Origin of the sequence: Bacillus halotolerans (assembly GCF_004006435.1) — a bacterium.
In the GTDB taxonomy this organism is placed as follows: Bacteria; Bacillota; Bacilli; order Bacillales; family Bacillaceae; genus Bacillus; species Bacillus halotolerans.
The window spans coordinates 1,320,879-1,339,445 of sequence record NZ_CP029364.1; the positions used below are offsets into that span (position 1 = coordinate 1,320,879).

General features: G+C 43.9%; 16 protein-coding genes. 8 read left to right on the forward strand and 8 right to left on the reverse strand.

Features of this window, described 5'->3' with window-relative positions; all coding sequences use genetic code 11:
- Nucleotides 1-16: 16 nt before the first annotated feature.
- The 4 genes from DIC78_RS06665 to mneS all read right to left on the reverse strand — a co-directional run bounded on the left by DIC78_RS06665 (nt 17) and on the right by mneS (nt 5,432).
- Nucleotides 17-2,221: a DUF4129 domain-containing transglutaminase family protein gene (locus tag DIC78_RS06665; RefSeq protein ID WP_127695817.1), complete on the reverse strand. Its 2,205-nt coding sequence runs from the start codon at nt 2,219-2,221 to the stop codon at nt 17-19.
- 20 nt (nt 2,222-2,241) lie between these two features.
- On the reverse strand, nt 2,242-3,438 hold the full coding sequence (locus tag DIC78_RS06670; RefSeq protein WP_127695819.1) for a DUF58 domain-containing protein: 1,197 nt from the start codon (nt 3,436-3,438) through the stop codon (nt 2,242-2,244).
- Nucleotides 3,438-4,400: an AAA family ATPase gene (locus tag DIC78_RS06675; RefSeq protein WP_024120431.1), complete on the reverse strand. Its 963-nt coding sequence runs from the start codon at nt 4,398-4,400 to the stop codon at nt 3,438-3,440. Before DIC78_RS06675 ends, DIC78_RS06670 begins: the two co-directional genes overlap by 1 nt.
- A 159-nt stretch (nt 4,401-4,559) precedes the next feature.
- On the reverse strand, nt 4,560-5,432 hold the full coding sequence (mneS, locus tag DIC78_RS06680; RefSeq protein ID WP_127695821.1) for a manganese transporter MneS: 873 nt from the start codon (nt 5,430-5,432) through the stop codon (nt 4,560-4,562).
- A gap of 412 nt (nt 5,433-5,844) precedes the next feature.
- Between mneS and gabP the strand changes: the two genes are divergently transcribed.
- The 6 genes from gabP (at nt 5,845) to DIC78_RS21540 (ending at nt 11,437) form a co-directional block, all read left to right on the forward strand.
- The gene (gene gabP / locus DIC78_RS06690; protein ID WP_059293380.1) at nt 5,845-7,254 is read left to right on the forward strand and encodes a GABA permease; all 1,410 of its coding nucleotides are present in this window, start codon (nt 5,845-5,847) and stop codon (nt 7,252-7,254) included.
- A gap of 86 nt (nt 7,255-7,340) precedes the next feature.
- The gene (gene cotA / locus DIC78_RS06695; protein ID WP_095714325.1) at nt 7,341-8,882 is read left to right on the forward strand and encodes an outer spore coat copper-dependent laccase CotA; all 1,542 of its coding nucleotides are present in this window, start codon (nt 7,341-7,343) and stop codon (nt 8,880-8,882) included.
- Nucleotides 8,883-8,986: 104 nt separating this feature from the next.
- The gene (locus tag DIC78_RS06700) at nt 8,987-9,973 is read left to right on the forward strand and encodes a DUF4003 family protein (RefSeq protein ID WP_127695823.1); all 987 of its coding nucleotides are present in this window, start codon (nt 8,987-8,989) and stop codon (nt 9,971-9,973) included.
- 13 nt (nt 9,974-9,986) lie between these two features.
- Nucleotides 9,987-10,802, forward strand: coding sequence for an alpha/beta fold hydrolase (locus DIC78_RS06705; RefSeq protein WP_127695825.1), 816 nt, complete (start codon nt 9,987-9,989; stop codon nt 10,800-10,802).
- 82 nt (nt 10,803-10,884) lie between these two features.
- The gene (locus tag DIC78_RS06710; protein ID WP_003234008.1) at nt 10,885-11,094 is read left to right on the forward strand and encodes a cold-shock protein; all 210 of its coding nucleotides are present in this window, start codon (nt 10,885-10,887) and stop codon (nt 11,092-11,094) included.
- A 184-nt stretch (nt 11,095-11,278) separates the two neighbouring features.
- Nucleotides 11,279-11,437, forward strand: coding sequence for a hypothetical protein (locus DIC78_RS21540; protein WP_164848134.1), 159 nt, complete (start codon nt 11,279-11,281; stop codon nt 11,435-11,437).
- A 31-nt stretch (nt 11,438-11,468) separates the two neighbouring features.
- Here DIC78_RS21540 and DIC78_RS06715 read toward each other — a convergent pair whose 3' ends face one another.
- Together DIC78_RS06715 and walM are read right to left on the reverse strand one after the other, a co-directional pair.
- Nucleotides 11,469-12,515: a PD40 domain-containing protein gene (locus DIC78_RS06715; RefSeq protein WP_127695827.1), complete on the reverse strand. Its 1,047-nt coding sequence runs from the start codon at nt 12,513-12,515 to the stop codon at nt 11,469-11,471.
- Between the two features lie 63 nt (nt 12,516-12,578).
- Nucleotides 12,579-12,950: a cell wall metabolism protein WalM gene (walM, locus tag DIC78_RS06720; protein ID WP_081638245.1), complete on the reverse strand. Its 372-nt coding sequence runs from the start codon at nt 12,948-12,950 to the stop codon at nt 12,579-12,581.
- 440 nt (nt 12,951-13,390) lie between these two features.
- Between walM and bdhA the strand changes: the two genes are divergently transcribed.
- Nucleotides 13,391-14,431, forward strand: a complete 1,041-nt coding sequence (gene bdhA, locus DIC78_RS06725; protein WP_024120423.1) for a (R,R)-butanediol dehydrogenase — start codon at nt 13,391-13,393, stop codon at nt 14,429-14,431.
- A gap of 48 nt (nt 14,432-14,479) precedes the next feature.
- Here the strand turns inward: bdhA and DIC78_RS06730 are convergent, their stop codons facing one another.
- Entirely contained in the window at nt 14,480-15,901 is a 1,422-nt protein-coding gene (locus tag DIC78_RS06730; protein WP_127695829.1) for a sugar porter family MFS transporter, read from the reverse strand.
- Nucleotides 15,902-16,507: 606 nt separating this feature from the next.
- Here DIC78_RS06730 and DIC78_RS06735 point away from each other — a divergent pair.
- Entirely contained in the window at nt 16,508-17,521 is a 1,014-nt protein-coding gene (locus tag DIC78_RS06735) for a potassium channel family protein (protein ID WP_106021501.1), read from the forward strand.
- A 47-nt stretch (nt 17,522-17,568) separates the two neighbouring features.
- Here the strand turns inward: DIC78_RS06735 and DIC78_RS06740 are convergent, their stop codons facing one another.
- A complete protein-coding gene (locus tag DIC78_RS06740; protein ID WP_106022475.1) occupies nt 17,569-18,540 on the reverse strand; it encodes an SPFH domain-containing protein in 972 nt (323 codons plus the stop codon).
- Between the last annotated feature and the right edge of the window lie 27 nt (nt 18,541-18,567).

Consider the following 18,567-nt stretch of genomic DNA (forward strand, 5'->3'; position numbering starts at 1 on the left):
ACACGTCGATAAGCGGTCAAGACCATCTTCTTTTAATTAAATTTTCCCATAACTCTCTGGAATCATTCCAAAGCTTTGCCGAATCGTCATTTCTGTACAGCACCCGTTCATAGTTTGCTGTCAGCTTTAACATGTCTTCAGAATGATATGTTTCGTTGATTCGTTTTGCATACTCCCGCAGCGTTTCGCTGTCACGTTTAGGCAGGCCTCTTCTTTTCATCTGTTTCAGGAGCGCGCCGTATGCCTCAAAAAACACATGCTGATCACTGCGGTGCTTCAATTTTCTCACTGTGAAAACAGGAAGCCATAACGAACGGAAAACATAAAGCAAAACCGCTGTCAAAAGAACCGCAGCCATGGCGGCATACCAGCTTGCTCCAACGCTTGCATGCGCAGACGGCGTTTTTTTGGAAACGGCAGGCTCACGTTTTTCCTTTTGTTTTTGCTCTTTCTCCGGCTGTTTTCTCTTTTCTTTCTGTTCCTCTTTTGCTTTCTCAGGCGAACTGCTGCTTTCGCTGCCGGAATCCTTTGTATCGGAGGAAGCAAACTCAGCCGGATTTGTGAACCCTTTTGTCGGCTCAAAAGTGACCCATCCCTGCTCTGGAAAATACACCTCTACCCAGGAATGGGCGTTGTTATTTGTCACTTCATAGATGCTGCCGTTTTTGTTCCCCGCTTCTTTATATTCACCTGACGTATATCCTTTTACCCAGCGTGCCGGAATGCCGGCCGAACGCAGGAGCACCACCATCGAGGACGAAAAGTTATCACAATAGCCCATCTTTGTTTCAAACAGAAATTGATCCACATAATCTTCATCATCTTTAGGGATGGTGACGTTTTCTGTTTCATAGGTGAACTCGTTTGATCCTAAATAGTCCTCAACAGCTTTGACCTTATCAAACATATTATCGTGATCCTGAGTCAGCTTGATCGCTAGCGTTCTCACCCGCTCAGGCAGAGTATCCGGCAGCTGCATATAGCGGTCGCTGAATGTGTACTCCTCACTGTTTTGTCTCACTTTCACCTTTTTCAGCTCATCCTGTTTATAGACCGGGGAGTTGTACGTCACTGTATAACTGCCCATGTTCCGAATATCACCGGCCTGCTCACTGATCGGAGAAATTTGTTCAGTGTTCCCGTTCATTTCAAGCGAGACAGCCTGCTTAGGCTTAATATTTTGCGCACCAATCGGATACATTACATGGTTATATCCATAATGCTCATCGACCTTCACACGTACAGTGTTCCGCTCTGTGGAAACCTTATGATCAAACCACAGATTTTCAACGTTGCCTCCGCTAAGCTGATACGACATGCCCGTGTCTGTTTCAATCCAGCCTTTTCCCGTATACGTATCCTTTGTTTCCACGCGGAAATATGTGCGCTCTTTTCCCTGCCACGTGAAAACAGGGGTAGCGTCCTGCTGAAACGGACCGCCAAGCGATTCATCGTGATTCCCGTATCCGATTTTGCTTTCTCCTGCCGGCACACGATCATGATTGGTGACTTTTTTGAGAAAAGGAACGGGATCCGGCCAATTCGGATCTGATTTCGGCGCGGCAAGCCCAAATCCCACCGCGGCCAAAATCAGCACAGACAGGGGGAGAAACCATTTCAGAACAGCCGCTTTCGGTAACGTTATTCGTTCCATCAGCTTAATGCGTTCCAAATACAGAAGGCCCAGCATAAAGAAGCCAATCAGCACGATACGGATAACAGCGTAAGCGGCGTCATAAGGCGTAAATGTATCAAGAATCGTAATATACGCCACTGTCATCATAAAGAAAAATAAGATCCTCCTCTGGTAAATCACCCAGTAATGAAGGAGATAGACCAGCAGCCACAGCAGCACAAAAAACAGCAGGGTCCGAAAAGAAGGAATCATATTATCCCATTGTCCTGTCTGAATAAACGTGATATTCAAATAGACATCCTGTAAAAAAGAGCTGACCCAGCTTAAGTCAAAAATAGACCCTTGGTAAAACAGAATGTGTATCGAAATGAATGTAAATAAGACACAAAAAGGAACGGTGACAAACCACCTCATCCTGAAAAAAGTCAGCAGAAACGTCAAGCCGATAAAGACAATAAAAAAGCCTGTATGCTTCGTGTCTGTAAAATGGTCCAGCGGCCTGAGCCACTCCCACAGCAATAAAAAAGCCAGAAAATAAAATAACAGCAAGCTCAAACGGCTTCCCTTCTGGTCATCAAGCGGCATGTACACCGTCACCTCTCTTTCTAAACAACACGCGAAGCTCGGCCGCCTCTCATGATTTGAACTCTGATTTGGTGTTTCAGCATGCGTTCGATCATCATATGCTCACCTTGGGAAAGATCGGCGTCTTTCTCTTTTGCCAGTATAATGGTAACCGGACCGATCCCTGCTTCTGACGTCTTCACCAAATCCTCCGTGATTTGTCCCGTGACAATCACTTTATCAGCCTGGCGAACAGACGGCTTCCCAAGCTCCTCAGCCGCAAAACGGCTTACGCGGTCAGCAGCATCACAATCACAAACGGCTAAGTGATGGAGCATGTGTTTAAAATGCCGCTCTCCCTCCTGAATCGGAAAAATAGACCTTTCCTTTCCGACTGAAGCCAGACCTGCTCCTGCGCCATTTTTCAAAACAGAATGAAGAATCGAAGCTGTCACGGAAACGACCTCTTCGAATGCGGCAGAGCTAAAACGGTCCATCAGAAGAAACAGGTTTTTGCTTCTCGACGGTTCAAACTCCTTCGTCATCAGCTGGCTCCGTCTCGCCGAAGTCTTCCAGTCTAACGCCGCAAAACGGTCACCCGGCTGATAGTTCCTTACACTCGCTGCGACAGAAGAATGGTGCTGATGAACAGGTGATGCCCCGCTTACGCCATCTTCCTGATATCGCTCATTCAGCTGATATTGAAGAGGCTGAAAGAACGGGTAAACAAACACCGCATCGTCTGCCCCATAAAACGCCGTTTTTTCAATCAGTCCGAGGACATCCCCGGTCCGCACCCTGACGGCATGAAAATGATGCTCTCCACGCGGTACTCGCGTTATTTGATATGACATCGTGATGCTCCGTTTGAACCATGGGAACACCAGCTGTTTGGCCAAAGCTTCATCTCCGTTTAATGGCTCTAACCCTGACGGCAGACAATCTTCAATCACCATATACATCAGGGGAAACGGCAGTTTTCTTTTAAGCGTAATCGAAGCTTCCAGCCTGTCTCCCGCATACAATTGCGTTTTGACGATATGCCGCGACACCTGAAAAGAGCGGAGCGGGTACATCGCCAGCAGCCCGGCGTATACAACAAAAGGGAGAAATGAATAAAACAAAAACCAGCTGACAAAGCCGCCCTGAAACATTGCATAAGAGAAAACAGCACCCGTCAATAACGTTAATACGAGCAGTTTCCACCCGTACATCAACCATTGAAATTTCTTTTTCATCAGCGGACCGACGACCTTTGAACCGGAACTTTCACGCCAGACATGATCTCCCGTATGATTGTTTCTGCCTGGATCCCTTCAAATTTTGCTTCCGGCTGCAGGAGCATCCGGTGCGGCAGCGTATAAGGGGCAAGATATTGAATATCATCCGGAATGACATAATCGCGGTCATGAAGCAGCGCAAATGCCTGGGCCGCTTTCATGAGAGCGATGGATCCGCGCGGACTGACGCCTAAGTGAACAGAGGCATGCTGTCTCGTCTTTTGCACGATTTCGACAATATATTCCTTCATGCTGTCATCAGCACGGACATCCTGCACTTCTCTCTGCAGGCGGATGAAATCTTCTTTTGAAATCACAGGCTCGAGTGTCTCAATCGGATGGCTTTTTTCCTGAAGAGATAAGACATCCAATTCCTCTTCAAAGGACGGATAGCCCATGCGAAGTTTAAATAAAAAACGGTCAAGCTGGGCTTCCGGCAAAGGATATGTCCCTTCATATTCCACAGGGTTTTGCGTGGCCATAACAAAAAATGGAGCGGCAAGCGGCATTGTGTTGCCATCTACCGTGACGCTTCCCTCTTCCATCGCTTCAAGCAAGGCAGACTGTGTCTTAGGGGATGTTCGGTTGATTTCGTCAGCCAGCACGATATTCCCCATAATCGGGCCCGGCCGGTATTCGAACTCCATTGTTTTCGCATTATAAATAGAAACACCCGTTACATCGGAGGGCAGCAAATCCGGTGTGAATTGAATTCGTTTAAAATCTGCGCCGATCGATTTCGCCAGAGCGCGAACCATCATCGTTTTCCCTACGCCCGGCACATCCTCAAGCAGCACATGTCCTTTAGCAAGAATAGCTGCTAAGCTGAGTTTTGCGATGTCCCGTTTTCCAACCATTACTTTATCGATATGTTCAACTGCTTTTCCCAGCAAAGGATGCAGGTCTTCTTGGTATGACATTCTCTTCCTCCTAGTCATCTACAAAAATCATCATATAGTAACCTAACTTTACCACAAAAAACGACCTGTATAAAAAAACGATTCTAGCAAATTGCTGCCAATACATACAGAGCACTCAAACAAAAAAGCCTCCCATGACAGGAAGCTCTCATTACCCAGTTATTTGTTTTGCAAAGGCTCCATATGAACATGCGAATAATCAATCGCATGCTCCTCCTTCATTCTCCGCTCAATTTCATTCGCAATATCATGGCTTTCTGTAATATTTAACTCTGATGACACTTCAACCACTACATCTACGTGCACAGAGCTGCCCAAATATCTCGCCTTGATGTCTTTTAACCGGCTGACACCGGAGATTTTTTCGATCGTCTGTTTATAATCGGACATGTCCTTTACGTCAAAGCCATCAGTCAATGAATGCGATGATTCCTTAAAAATATCCCATGCCGTTTTGCAAATGAGAAGGCCGATGATAAACGCAGTCACCGTATCAATCCATGCAAGATGGAATTGCGCGGCCAAAATACCGATAAACGTGCCGACACTGACGAATGCGTCCGATTTATTATCAGCCGCCGCCGCAAGCAGCGCTTGGCTGTTCACCTTTTTGGCAAGCCTTTTGTTGTACTGATAGACAATCAGCATCATGACTGCCCCGCCTGCAGCCGTCCAAGCCGCAATCATATCCGGTGTTTCTTCTTTCACAGAAAAAATAGATTCACCGGCGCTGAAAAGCACTTGCAGGCCGACAACCATCATAATAAACGATGCGATAAGTGATGCAATTGTTTCCGCCCGAAAGTGGCCGTATGGATGATCTTCGTCAGGAGGCTTTTGAGAGATGCGGAGACCGATCAGCACAGCAACAGAAGCAATAATGTCTGTTGTGTTATTTAGCCCGTCTGCCGTAAGAGCTTCCGAGTGAAATACATAGCCGATGATCAGCTTAATCGCGGACAGCACAAGATACGCGGCAATACTGACCAGCGCCCCGGATTCTCCCTTTTTCAGTTCATCATATCTCTCCATAAAAAACCTCCTCTCCGCTCATGTTTTCCTATCATTATGATACAAAGCTGACCCGCAGTGGGTCTATAGAAACATGATTCACTCACCACAGAAAAATAGTGACGATAGAACAATTTTTACTCAATGCAAATTATTTTCATTTGTAAAAAGTGTTTCAAATCCAATGATGCCAATACTTCTAGCCATCCAACACTTTTTCAAAAATATAACAAATCAAAAAAACGGGTAATTGACGGAAAATTTTTTCTTTTATTTCGAACATATTCACTCCCAAAACAGCAAACAAAACCCTACAAATTTGAAATAAACTGTTATATTTTCTGACATAAATTTTCGACAAAATGTATATTTATGTTACAGTTTCAATTATCATAATATTCAGTAACAACTCTAATTTTCAAGGAGGTAACATATGAACCAGTCTCAATCAGGATTAAAAAAAGAATTAAAGACCCGACATATGACGATGATTTCTATCGCCGGCGTCATCGGAGCCGGATTATTTGTTGGCAGCGGTTCAGTCATTCACTCGACCGGGCCCGGTGCCATTGTCTCTTATGCATTAGCCGGATTATTGGTCATCTTTATCATGCGAATGCTTGGTGAAATGTCGGCTGTAAATCCGACAAGCGGATCATTCTCCCAATACGCTCATGACGCTATCGGACCGTGGGCAGGATTTGCAATCGGCTGGCTCTACTGGTTTTTCTGGGTTATTGTTATCGCTATTGAAGCAATCGCGGGAGCAGGCATTATCCAATACTGGTTCCACGATATTCCGCTGTGGATGACGAGCTTAATTTTGACGATTTTACTCACACTGACAAACATCTACTCTGTTAAATCATTTGGTGAGTTTGAATATTGGTTCTCCCTCATTAAAGTTGTTACAATCATCGCATTCTTAATCGTTGGTTTTGCATTTATTTTTGGCTTCGCCCCAGGCAGTGATCCAGTCGGTTTCGCAAATATCACGGGCCAAGGCGGATTTTTCCCGGAAGGCATAGGCTCTGTATTACTCGGAATTGTTGTCGTGATCTTCTCCTTTATGGGAACGGAAATTGTTGCGATTGCTGCCGGTGAAACATCAAACCCGGTCCAATCCGTAACCAAAGCGACTCGATCCGTTGTATGGCGCATCATTGTCTTTTACGTTGGTTCAATCGCCGTTGTCGTTGCGCTTCTGCCTTGGAACTCAGCGAATATTTTAGAAAGCCCTTTCGTCGCTGTTCTCGAACATATTGGAGTGCCGGCAGCCGCGCAAATTATGAACTTTATCGTCCTCACAGCTGTACTTTCTTGCCTGAATTCAGGTTTGTACACCACATCCAGAATGCTGTATTCACTCGCAGAAAGAAACGAAGCGCCGCGCCGCTTTATGAAACTGAGCAAAAAAGGAGTTCCCGTACAAGCAATTGTCGCCGGAACATTTTTCTCTTATATCGCGGTCGTAATGAATTACTTTTCACCTGACACCGTCTTTTTATTTTTAGTCAACTCATCAGGCGCAATCGCCTTGCTCGTTTATCTTGTTATCGCTGTTTCCCAGCTGAGAATGAGAAAAAGCCTCGAAAAAACAAACCCGGAAGCATTGAAAATCAAGATGTGGTTCTTCCCGTTCTTAACCTACCTGACCATTATTGCCATCTGCGGTATTTTAGTATCCATGGCATTTATTGAATCTATGAGAGATGAACTGCTGCTGACAGGCTTTATCACAGGCATTGTATTGCTTTCTTATCTTGTGTTCAGAAAACGCAAGGTGACTGAAAAAGCATCAGCCAAACCGGTCACTCAGCAGCAGCCCGATATCCTGCCTTAACGGCAGGATTTTTTTGTCACCTTCACGTCCTTAATGTCATTAACTATAGTACCAATTAGGGAATATTTAGATAAGGACAGATGAAAATGACACTTGAAAAATTTGCGGATGCTCTCCCAATCCCAGATACACTAAAGCCGGTACAGCAGTCAAAAGATAGCACATACTACGAAGTAACCATGGAGGAATGCTACCATCAGCTTCACCGCGATCTCCCTCCAACCCGCTTGTGGGGCTATAACGGTTTATTCCCCGGTCCCACCATTAAGGCCAAAAGAAATGAAAACGTTTATGTGAAATGGATGAATAACCTTCCTTCAGAGCATTTTCTTCCGATTGATCACACCATTCATCACAGTGACAGCCAGCATGCCGAACCCGAGGTGAAAACCGTCGTTCATTTACACGGCGGCGTCACTCCAGATGACAGCGACGGTTATCCTGAGGCCTGGTTTTCTAAAGACTTTGAACAAACAGGCCCTTATTTTAAACGAGAGGTTTACCATTATCCAAATCAGCAGCGCGGAGCTATTTTATGGTATCACGATCATGCTATGGCGCTCACGAGGCTGAATGTGTATGCCGGGCTCATCGGTGCTTATATCATCCATGAACCAAAGGAAAAACGCCTAAAGCTCCCATCAGGTGAATACGATGTGCCGCTTTTGATCACGGACCGTACGATTAATGAAGATGGCTCTTTATTTTATCCGAGCGGACCGGAAAACCCTTCACCGTCACTGCCTAATCCGTCAATCGTTCCAGCCTTTTGCGGAGATACGATTCTCGTCAACGGGAAGGCATGGCCATACATGGAGGTCGAACCGAGAAAATACCGCTTCCGCGTCATCAATGCCTCTAATACGAGAACATATAACCTGTCACTTGATAATGGCGGAGAATTTATCCAGATCGGTTCTGATGGCGGACTTTTGCCGCGCTCCGTCAAGCTAAACTCCTTCAGTATTGCGCCGGCTGAGCGCTTTGATATTCTCATTGACTTCGCCGCGTTTGAAGGACAATCGATCATTTTAGCAAACAGCGAGGGCTGCGGCGGCGACGTTAATCCGGAAACAGACGCAAACATCATGCAATTCAGAGTCACAAAACCGTTAGCCCAAAAAGACGAAAGCAGAAAGCCAAAATACCTGGCATCTTACCCTTCGGTACAGCATGAAAGAATACAAAACCTCCGAACATTGAAGCTGGCAGGCACTCAAGACCAATACGGCAGACCCGTCCTTCTTCTTAACAACAAACGCTGGCACGATCCTGTCACTGAAGCACCGAAAGCCGGTTCTACCGAAATATGGTCGATTATCAACCCGACTCGCGGAACACATCCGATCCATCTTCATTTGGTCTCCTTCCGTGTATTGGACCGGCGCCCATTTGATACAGCCCGTTTTGAAGAGCGCGGAGAACTGGCCTACACCGGACCCGCCGTTCCGCCGCCACCAAGTGAAAAAGGCTGGAAAGACACGGTTCAGTCCCACGCCGGTGAAGTTCTGAGAATCGCCGTAACATTCGGGCCATACACTGGGCGGTACGTATGGCATTGCCACATTCTTGAGCATGAAGACTATGACATGATGAGACCGATGGATGTGATTGACCCCCATAAATAAGTCCCATAAAACTTGCCTGCTGCAGGCAGGTTTTTTTATCTATGAAACTTTTTTCTTCCATAAATCGTATAACTTAGAAACAGCGAAGAAAGGAGCGGCTTTTTATGCTGGCAAACGATCTCAAAGATAAAACAAATCAATACATTTCAATTTATGACAAATTAAAATCAAAATTAAAGTGGAAAGTTGCTCATAATCAGATATTAATGCTCATCTCCTCTGCATATATTGTGAATAAAAGAGATTTTGATTTTCAGCGCTTTTACGATTTAAGCAGCTATATAAAATCAAACATCGGCAGCTTCTCAACACTCAATTCTCACCACCGCTTTACTGTCGCTTCAATTCTGGATATTCATTTTCAGCATGAGGCGAAGCAAGCGTTTCTTACTTTCATCGATGTGTACAGCCAAATGGTGAAGCTTGGATATAAACGGGATATTTTCACGTACCTTTCCGCTCTGATCATGCTCACCGGCAAGACCGAAACGATAAACCAAAGAGAACAGATGAACATGGGGCTCTCTGTTTATCAGCAGATGAAGAAAAATCACTATTTCCTCACTTCAACTCAAAATGTTCCGCTTGCCGTATTGCTTGCCCAAAACGAAAATGGTTTGCGGGCGCTGAACAAGGCAGAAACATGTTATCAGCTGCTGTCCGCTAACGGCTTTAAAAAAGGCCAATACTTACAACACGTCAGTCATATTCTTGCCCTGCAAAGTGAAAAAGACCCTGAAACCCTTGTTTCCCAATGCAAACTGATCTTTCAATCCATTACTGAATCTCATAAAAAGCCAAAAGATTTTCATTATCCCGATCTTGCCCTTCTCACATTCTTGGAAGAGCCGGACATCAAAACCGTTTTAGGCATCACTCATGAGCTGAACCAAGAAAAAGCATTTAAATGGGAAAAGGATATGAACTTCAAAATTGCTGTCAGCTTATATCTCAGCGAGTATATTGAGAAAAATCTGCTGATGGAATCAGGCCTATACACAGCAATTGAAACGGCCATCCAAGCACAGCAGGCAGCCGCGACAGCTGTGATCATCAGTTCATCAGCCATTCATTCACATGACGGAAACTAAAGGAGGAGAAAACATGCCATATATCACATTAGAAGATCAGACCCGCCTATACTACGAAACTCACGGGAGCGGGACACCGATCCTATTTATACACGGCGTGCTTATGAGCGGACAATTTTTCCACAAACAACTTTCAGCGCTATCTGCCAATTATCAATGTATTCGTCTCGACCTTAGAGGGCACGGCGAATCCGACAAAGTTCTTCATGGACACACCATTTCCCAATACGCCCGTGATATCAAGGAATTTATGTGTGCGATGGAGCTTGATCCTGCCGTCCTTGTTGGCTGGTCAATGGGCGCTTTCGTGGTATGGGATTATATCAATCAATTTGGGAATGATAACATACGAGCCGCTGTTATCGTCGATCAATCGGCTTCCGACTACCAATGGGACGGCTGGGGACACGGCCCGTTTGACTTTGACGGCTTGAAAACAGCGATGCACGCTATTCAAACTGAGCCGCTTTCATTCTACAAAAGCTTCATCAATAATATGTTCGCAGAGCCGCCAGCATCAACAGAAACAGAATGGATGCTTGCCGAAATTCTGAAACAGCCGGCAGCCATTTCAAGCACGATTTTATTTAATCAAACGGCAGCTGATTATCGCGAAACCATTCAAAACGTTCATGTGCCGACATTGTTATGCTTCGGAGAAGACCGCAAATTTTTCTCAATAGAAGCCGGAGAACACCTGCGTGAACATATTCCAAACGCAAAACTCGTTACATTTTCTAAGAGCAGCCATTGTCCGTTTTTAGAAGAACCGGATGCTTTCAACAGTACGCTCCTGTCCTTTTTAGATGAGCAGATTGGAAAGTCATAAAGAAAAAGGAATTAGGAGATTAGGGCAAAGTATGAGACAATAAGAAATGTGCAGTAAAATACATGAGGGAAGAAGTGACTTTATGTCTTACTATAACAAACGAAATCAAGAACCGCTGCCAAAGGAAGATGTGAGTACTTGGGAATGCACAAAAGAAGACTGCAACGGCTGGACCAGAAAAAACTTCGCCAGCAGTGACACGCCATTGTGCCCTTTGTGCGGAAGTAAAATGGTCGACGGCATCCGTTCATTAGTGAATCTCCAAAACAACAGCCAAACGAAAACAAGTTAGCTCTTCCCTTTTTTAAAAGCAGTCTCTATCAGCAAACAATCCTCGATCAGAGATACGAATTTTATATCCAATAACACGGCCTCCCAATTTGACGAGAGGCCGAGATAATGAAGCCCAAAACTGTAAACGTTTCGGGCTTTTTCACTTTCCGTTATGGTATAATATGGATATTAGGGGTGATGATGTGATCAAAAACCAACAGCAGGCTGACCTGAAGAAACGAGCTTCAGCTAAGAAGTTGAATTTGGCTATTAACTCATGTGCGGAACTTATGAATTGGTCAATACCGATCATCCGTTTCTTTAAATGGCTCGGATCATTTGCCCTGCACCTCGTCCATTAAAAAATCACTCAGCATTTGCTGAGTGATTTTTTCAGTTGATGACAGAAAAGCTGTTGATGATGCCATTCGGATTTTCCCATACTTTTTTGAACGTCTTCGTGTCAAGGTCATAAGAATAAATTGTCCGAACCTTGGCTTCACGCCCTGTTTCGTCCTTCAGCTTTTTAGCCCCCTTGGCTTCGGCAAGGAAATAAATCTTCTTTCCGTCCTTGGAGAACTGCGGCTGCGCGTCAATTAACAGCTTAAATGTTTTCTGATTTGAAATGATTTTTTCATAGGTTTTCGTGTCTGCATTCAGCATTTGAATAGAAGCCGTTTGCTCCGTTCCTTTTTGTGTATATGACGTAAACAGAATACGTTTATCGTCATCAGAAACAGCAATATCACTGATAAACTGCTCCAGGCTCTTAAGCTCATGAAGGCCGCTTTCATGACCGGCCGAAAAATGAATCTTTGTCGGTTCAGGATCGATTCCCTTCTCATTGGCTTCATCCGTTTTTTTGTAATCTTCTTCTACAGAATAATGAAGCAATGCAAATGAATCTGTTTTTTGGTTATAAAAGAAGCTGCTGACGCTGTCATCCTGGTCATTAGCGGCAGGATACAGGTTTTTGTACTTCTTCGTTTTCAAATCAAAGGATGCGATACGAAAATTGCTTTCGTCCGCTTTTCCTAAACGAAAATAGATTTTTGAGCGATCCTTTGATAAAAACAAGCTGTCCGCGCTTTCCGGACCTTTATAAAGCATAGTTTTCTTATCATACTTAAGATCAAGCTTAAAAAGCCTCATCTCATTTTGATCGTTATTGCTTGTATAATAGAGCGCCTGCTGCTCTTGGTCCAAGGCAAATGCCGGATAGCTGGTCAGCTTCGCCTCGTGGATCACCTTATCATTTTCATAATACTTCGTCAGAAGATCGGTATCGGTAATCGAAACCAGAAGCTTCTCACTGTTCTCCGTGTTCACGGAAACATCGGCGGCACTCTCACTGCCTTTATCTTTAAAAGAATAAAACATAAAACCCCCAGCTGCCGCCAAAACAACGACGATTGCCAATAAAACGATTCCTTTTTTCATCTCTTATCTCCACCAATAGAAAAAGCAAGAATGCGACTTCTTGCTTTAGATTTAAACTATGTATTAATAGCTGTAATGTCCCGCTACTTTTCCTTTGCTTAATGGGTATCCCAGCGCTTTAAACGCTTTAGGGCTTACATCCAGCACTGCATGAGGCATTCTGCCAACATCATTTTTATAAACCGTAATCACCTTTTTAGGCTTCGCTTTAGCATAAGCTCTGATTTTTGTCCCATTTCTAGGTACGTCAAATCCGATCTTTGTCGCACAGTCCCAATGTCCAAGTTTTTTACCTGAAGAGCCTTTTTTCCCAACTCCGTTATACCAAGTAATATTTCCGTTCACATGTTTTGCACTGGCATCTGCTGAAAAACTGAAAGCTCCCAAAGTACTTCCTACTAAGATAAAAGCGGCTAAAATGACTTTCTTCAACATTTCGTCCCCCTGTTTGTTAACATCTAGGAAAAATTATACACGATCAACCAGGGATTTTTTATTTCAATATCCTTACAGTAATGTTACAAAGTCGAAAAAATCCCCTCTGCTAAAATAAACCATGGAAGATTATCCTATTATAATTGCAGCATTAGCGTTATAATTGTTGATAGAGTAGTTGTCGCATTCAATATGAACGAACCATTACCGTATTGTTCAAGCCAAATTCATAGTTATGTAAACCAATCATACTCTCTCATCATAAAGAAAAAAGAGTGTGCGAGACTCTTTTTTCTTCAAAGTTTCTTATTTCAAAAAACGTAGATTATATTATATATAAGTTTTATCTTTTTTTGGTTTTAAAAAATGGCGATTTTGTGAACAGTTCATATTGATCGGTGCGGAATTACTCATATCAAAAGATATAGGAGTGGTAATCCATGAAGGCAGCTAGATGGCATAACCAAAAGGATATCCGTATTGAAAATATTGAAGAGCCAAAAGCGGAACCGGGAAAAGTCAAGATCAAAGTCAAATGGTGCGGCATCTGCGGCAGTGATTTACACGAGTATTTAGGAGGCCCGATCTTTATCCCGGTGGACAAACCCCATCCTTTAACAAAAGAAACAGCACCTGTCACAATGGGGCATGAATTCTCCGGTGAAGTTGTTGAAGTCGGGGAAGGCGTTGAAAACTATAAAGTCGGAGACCGAGTCGTTGTGGAACCGATTTTTGCAACACACGGACATCAGGGTGCGTACAACCTTGATGAACAAATGGGATTCCTCGGCTTAGCCGGAGGCGGCGGCGGATTCTCTGAATACGTTTCTGTAGATGAAGAGCTGTTATTCAAACTTCCTGAGGAATTATCATATGAACAAGGCGCACTCGTTGAACCTTCTGCGGTCGCTTTATACGCTGTCCGCTCAAGCAAAATCAAAGCCGGTGACAAAGCGGCTGTATTCGGCTGCGGCCCGATCGGACTTCTTGTCATTGAAGCGCTGAAAGCTGCGGGTGCTACTGAAATTTATGCTGTTGAGCTCTCACCTGAGCGCCAGCAAAAAGCTGAGGAGCTCGGCGCCATTATTGTGGATCCGTCCAAAACAGACGATGTAGTGGCACATATCGCAGACCTTACAGGAGGCGGCGTTGACGTAGCCTTTGAAGTAACCGGGGTTCCAGTCGTTTTGCGCCAAGCGATCCAATCTACAACAATCGCCGGTGAGACAGTGATCGTCAGCATCTGGGAAAAAGGCGCTGAAATTCATCCGAACGATATTGTAATCAAAGAGCGTACAGTGAAAGGAATCATCGGGTACCGTGACGTATTCCCAGCTGTATTGTCATTAATGAAAGAAGGCTATTTCTCAGCCGATAAACTCGTTACGAAAAAAATCGTCTTAGACGATTTAATCGAAGAAGGCTTCGGAGCTCTGATCAAAGAGAAAAACCAAGTGAAAATCCTTGTCAGACCAAACTAAACATAAAAAAAAGAATCCGCATTCAAGTGCGGATTCTTTTTATTCCACTTAGCCAATCACTTCAGCGCCGGCCTCTTCTTTAACCTCACTGCGATCATGAGCACGGAAGCTTTCCTCAAGCTGCTCAAGCGAAAGACCTTTTGTTTCCGGTAAAAACTTGTTCACAAACAGAATCGAGCAAATTCCCAGCGCAACGAAGATGAAGAACGTTGTTGATAACCCAATGCCTGCCATCAAAATAGGGAAAGTCAGACTGACTGCGAAATTGACCATCCACAAGCAGAATACCGTAACACCCATTCCCAGACCGCGAAGGCGCAGCGGGAAAATTTCTGAAAGCATCAGCCATGTCACTGGTGAAATCGCACCCTGCTGAAACGCCAGGAACGAAACCGTTAATGACAGAACCACATATGGAAGCGCAGGCGATCCTTCCAGCACAAGTGAAAATATCCCGATCAGCAGCAATGCCGTTGTCGTTCCGATCAGCCCTGTAATCAGCATCGGCCGGCGACCGACTTTACCGAGTAGCCAAATTCCGACGAACGTAGCCAAGACGGAGATCACACCATTGGCAATATTCCCGATCAGCGCTGCTTCCGTTTGAAATCCGGAATCTCTTAAAATTTCAGTGCCATAATACATGATGGAGTTTACACCCGTAATTTGCTGTACAATTGCAATCCCTAACCCAATGAACACGATGCGGCGAACCCACGGGACCGACAGATCTTTAAACGTCGCTTTTTCAAGCTGATCTTCTTTTTTGAAAGCGAATTCAATTTCTTGCAGCTCAGATGCCGCCCGCTTTTCATCCCTGATTTTTTTCAATACACGCAATGCATCTTCTTTTCTACCTTTAGAAACGAGCCAGCGAGGACTCTCAGGCATTCTGATCATACCGAAAAACAGAAATACGGCTGGAAGCGACGCAATGACAAGCATATATCTCCACACATGGGAGTTGTCTCCCATTGTTGTTCCAAGGATTGCATTAAAAACAAAGGCCAAAAGCTGGCCTGATACAATCATCAATTCATTCTGCGTCACCATCCGCCCCCTGCTTTCCATAGGAGACATCTCTGCTAAATAAGCAGGAACCGTGACTGATGCACCCCCGACCGCAATGCCGAGCACAAAACGGGAGATAATCATGATCGTTACATTTGGTGCAAACGTACATCCGATCGTTGAAATGAAAAATATAACAGCGAGGAACAAAATATTTTTACGGCGTCCGTTAAAATCAGACATTCTTCCGCCAAGCACAGCTCCAAGTGCAGCTCCAAAAAGAAGAGAACTGGTGACGAGCCCCTCTGTGAAAGCATTAAGATTAAGCTGATCAGGCTCACCCATATATGGTAAAGCTCCATTTAATACCCCGGTATCATAACCGAAGAGAAGCCCGCCGAAAGTCGAAACTAAAATAATTGTGCTTAAAAATGACATTTGACTGCCTTTTGTATTCATACCGTTTCCCCCAGTCTTTTTCAAAATCGATTAATACCATTTCAAAAACTTATTCTAGGGCGTTGCCTTCCTCACAATTCGTAAGCAGGCTTCAGAAAAAATTCATCATGTTTTTCTCCAAATGGCCTCATAACCTTCCCTTCTTCTAAGCATGGCGGTTTCGTTGGAAGCGATTTCATTTCTTACTAAAAAAAACAGTGGGTATTTCTTTGCGCACATACTTGATGTTTTGTTACATTATAGTCACTTTATAGTTCTATTATAGTAACGTTATAGTTATATCTTTGTTACTTCTGATATTATCATAATTATTAAAACGCTTTCAGTCAATATAAATTTCTGAAAATTTTTTACTCAATAAAAGGAAAATCACCAAATCAAGGGGAAAATGAACTTTTTTCTTTATAAAATTGTGTAAAGCACCAAAATCCCTGTGAGTTTCTGTTCATCTGCTAATGTAAATAAAATGAGTAAGTGTTGGGTAACTTCTCCTATTTTTCTTCTCTGCAATGATCTCTTATCAAACATTCAATCAATTGTTTCAGACTCAAGATAAAAGGTAATAGAAAAGAAAAGAAAAGGGCTGGCTTAGGGGAGGCAACAAAATTGAATGAGGTTTATGTCATTGCAGGCCTTATATTGTTGACAGCGGGGATGATTGATTTTTTATGGACCACATTATGGTTAGAGAGCGGTGCAGGCCCCATCACAAGATATCTGTCTGCATGGCTATGGAAAGGGTGCCGTAAAATCAGTGGAGACCACGCAAAGGTTCTAAGTATGGCAGGTCCTCTGCTGTTATGCCTGACGTTAGTGATATGGATCATTTTATTTTGGGGCGGGTGGTTTTTGATTTTCTCTAGTGACCCCCATTCACTCGTGGAAACTCAATCGAAAGAACCGGCGTCCTGGTCAGATCGAATTTATTTTTCCGGTTATGTCATGTTTACATTAGGAAATGGTGACCTCACACCAAATGGAGACCTATGGAAGCTTGTCACGGTTATTGAAACGGCTCAAGGCCTGCTTACCATCACATTTTCTGTCACATATTTGATTTCCGTCTTGAGTGCTGTTAATCAAAAGCGCTCATTTGCCCAAAGTGTATTAAGTCTGGGACGTGACGGAACAGAAATTGTCCAGAATACATGGAACGGCAAAGATTTTCACGACATTGATTTTCTTCTTGTCGCTATCTCATCAGAGCTGGGAAAGCTGACCGCTCAGCATAACGCCTTCCCTATCCTTCATTTTTACCATAGCACGCAGCGACAGGAATCATCCATTATAGCTGTCACTGTATTGGATGAGGCATTAACCATATTGAAATGCGGCATTCCTGAACAATATCAGCCGAATCAGCTTCACATCAAAGAAACGCGCTCAAGTATCAAAAACTACTTGGATACCGTTCATACTGCCTATATCCATTCAGCTGAACAAGCGCCGCCGGAACCAGACATCTCAAAGCTTCAACAATCAGGCATACCGGCTTTATCAAAGCAAACATTTCAAACAGCCGTCAATTCTTTAAAGGAACGTCGTCAATTGCTGCTGGGAGTTGTCCAAGCGGGTGCCCGAAAATGGCCTGTTCAGGAGCAGACTATAGACAACGGATAAAAAAGTCCCGAGTGTCTGATCACTCCGGACTTTTTACTTCATGATTCTTATACAAGCTTCTGCCCGCAATTTGGGCAAAAATTAGCTTCACCGGTTTTTGTTCCGCAGTTCGGACAGAAATTCGGTTTACTTCCGTTGCCAGATGACTGTGAGTCCGATGACTGTACTTGCTGATTTTGATTCATTTGATTCATCATCTGATTGGCCATATTCATTCCCATCATCATTCCAGCCATATCAGAAGCCGCTCCGCCTCCGCTCATCTTTCCGGATGCCATTCCATCCGTCATCGATATTTGCTGGTATCTGTTCACATCCCCAACCATACCGTAGGAAGCGTTCTTCGTAATCATATCCTGAACCTCTTGAGGATAATTAAAACTCATGATTTGAAAACCAGTGACTGTCATTCCGTCGCCGATTAATTGCATATCTAAGTCTTCTTGAATCCCCTTCGCAATGTCAAAAGCATTGGCTTGGAGATTAAACATATCTTTCCCTTCTCTAGTAATCCACTTCATGAGAAGCTGATCCAGAATAGAAGTGATCCGGGTTTTAATATCCTCTACGAAATATTGATCCTTCACGCCAGCAATTTTATCAATCAGGCTGATATAGTCCTGCACCTTGAAATTAAATGTGCCGTTTGCGCGAATTGGCATTCCGCCAGGCATTCCTACTGCCGGAATATTTATCGCCTGCTTTGTTCCCCATCTTACGGTAAATTCCTTCGTATTGACAAACAACACCTCGGCGCGCATGCCGCTGTTAAACCCAAACTTAAAACCCTTTAACGTTGAAAGGAATGGAATAATTTCTGATTCAATATCATAATCGCCATCATCTTGAAAAACCCCTTCAACTCGCCCATTGTTCAAGAAGACAGCATCCTGACCGGGACGAATGATTAAACGGCTTCCTTTTTTGATTTCACGATTGTTCCATTTATAAAAAATCATATCATCTCTAAATTCTTCCCACTCTACTACATTTGCTAATTGGTTTCTGAAAAACGACATCATAATTCTTCCTTTCTCTATTTTCTT

Coding starts and splice junctions, on each gene's coding strand:
- DIC78_RS06665 (WP_127695817.1), bottom strand. CDS start 2,221: ATGCCGCTTGATGACCAGAAGGGAAGCCGTTTGAGCTTGCTGTTATTT.
- DIC78_RS06670 (WP_127695819.1), bottom strand. CDS start 3,438: ATGAAAAAGAAATTTCAATGGTTGATGTACGGGTGGAAACTGCTCGTA.
- DIC78_RS06675 (WP_024120431.1), bottom strand. CDS start 4,400: ATGTCATACCAAGAAGACCTGCATCCTTTGCTGGGAAAAGCAGTTGAA.
- mneS (WP_127695821.1), bottom strand. CDS start 5,432: ATGGAGAGATATGATGAACTGAAAAAGGGAGAATCCGGGGCGCTGGTC.
- gabP (WP_059293380.1), top strand. CDS start 5,845: ATGAACCAGTCTCAATCAGGATTAAAAAAAGAATTAAAGACCCGACAT.
- cotA (WP_095714325.1), top strand. CDS start 7,341: ATGACACTTGAAAAATTTGCGGATGCTCTCCCAATCCCAGATACACTA.
- DIC78_RS06700 (WP_127695823.1), top strand. CDS start 8,987: ATGCTGGCAAACGATCTCAAAGATAAAACAAATCAATACATTTCAATT.
- DIC78_RS06705 (WP_127695825.1), top strand. CDS start 9,987: ATGCCATATATCACATTAGAAGATCAGACCCGCCTATACTACGAAACT.
- DIC78_RS06710 (WP_003234008.1), top strand. CDS start 10,885: ATGTCTTACTATAACAAACGAAATCAAGAACCGCTGCCAAAGGAAGAT.
- DIC78_RS06715 (WP_127695827.1), bottom strand. CDS start 12,515: ATGAAAAAAGGAATCGTTTTATTGGCAATCGTCGTTGTTTTGGCGGCA.
- walM (WP_081638245.1), bottom strand. CDS start 12,950: ATGTTGAAGAAAGTCATTTTAGCCGCTTTTATCTTAGTAGGAAGTACT.
- bdhA (WP_024120423.1), top strand. CDS start 13,391: ATGAAGGCAGCTAGATGGCATAACCAAAAGGATATCCGTATTGAAAAT.
- DIC78_RS06730 (WP_127695829.1), bottom strand. CDS start 15,901: ATGAATACAAAAGGCAGTCAAATGTCATTTTTAAGCACAATTATTTTA.
- DIC78_RS06740 (WP_106022475.1), bottom strand. CDS start 18,540: ATGTCGTTTTTCAGAAACCAATTAGCAAATGTAGTAGAGTGGGAAGAA.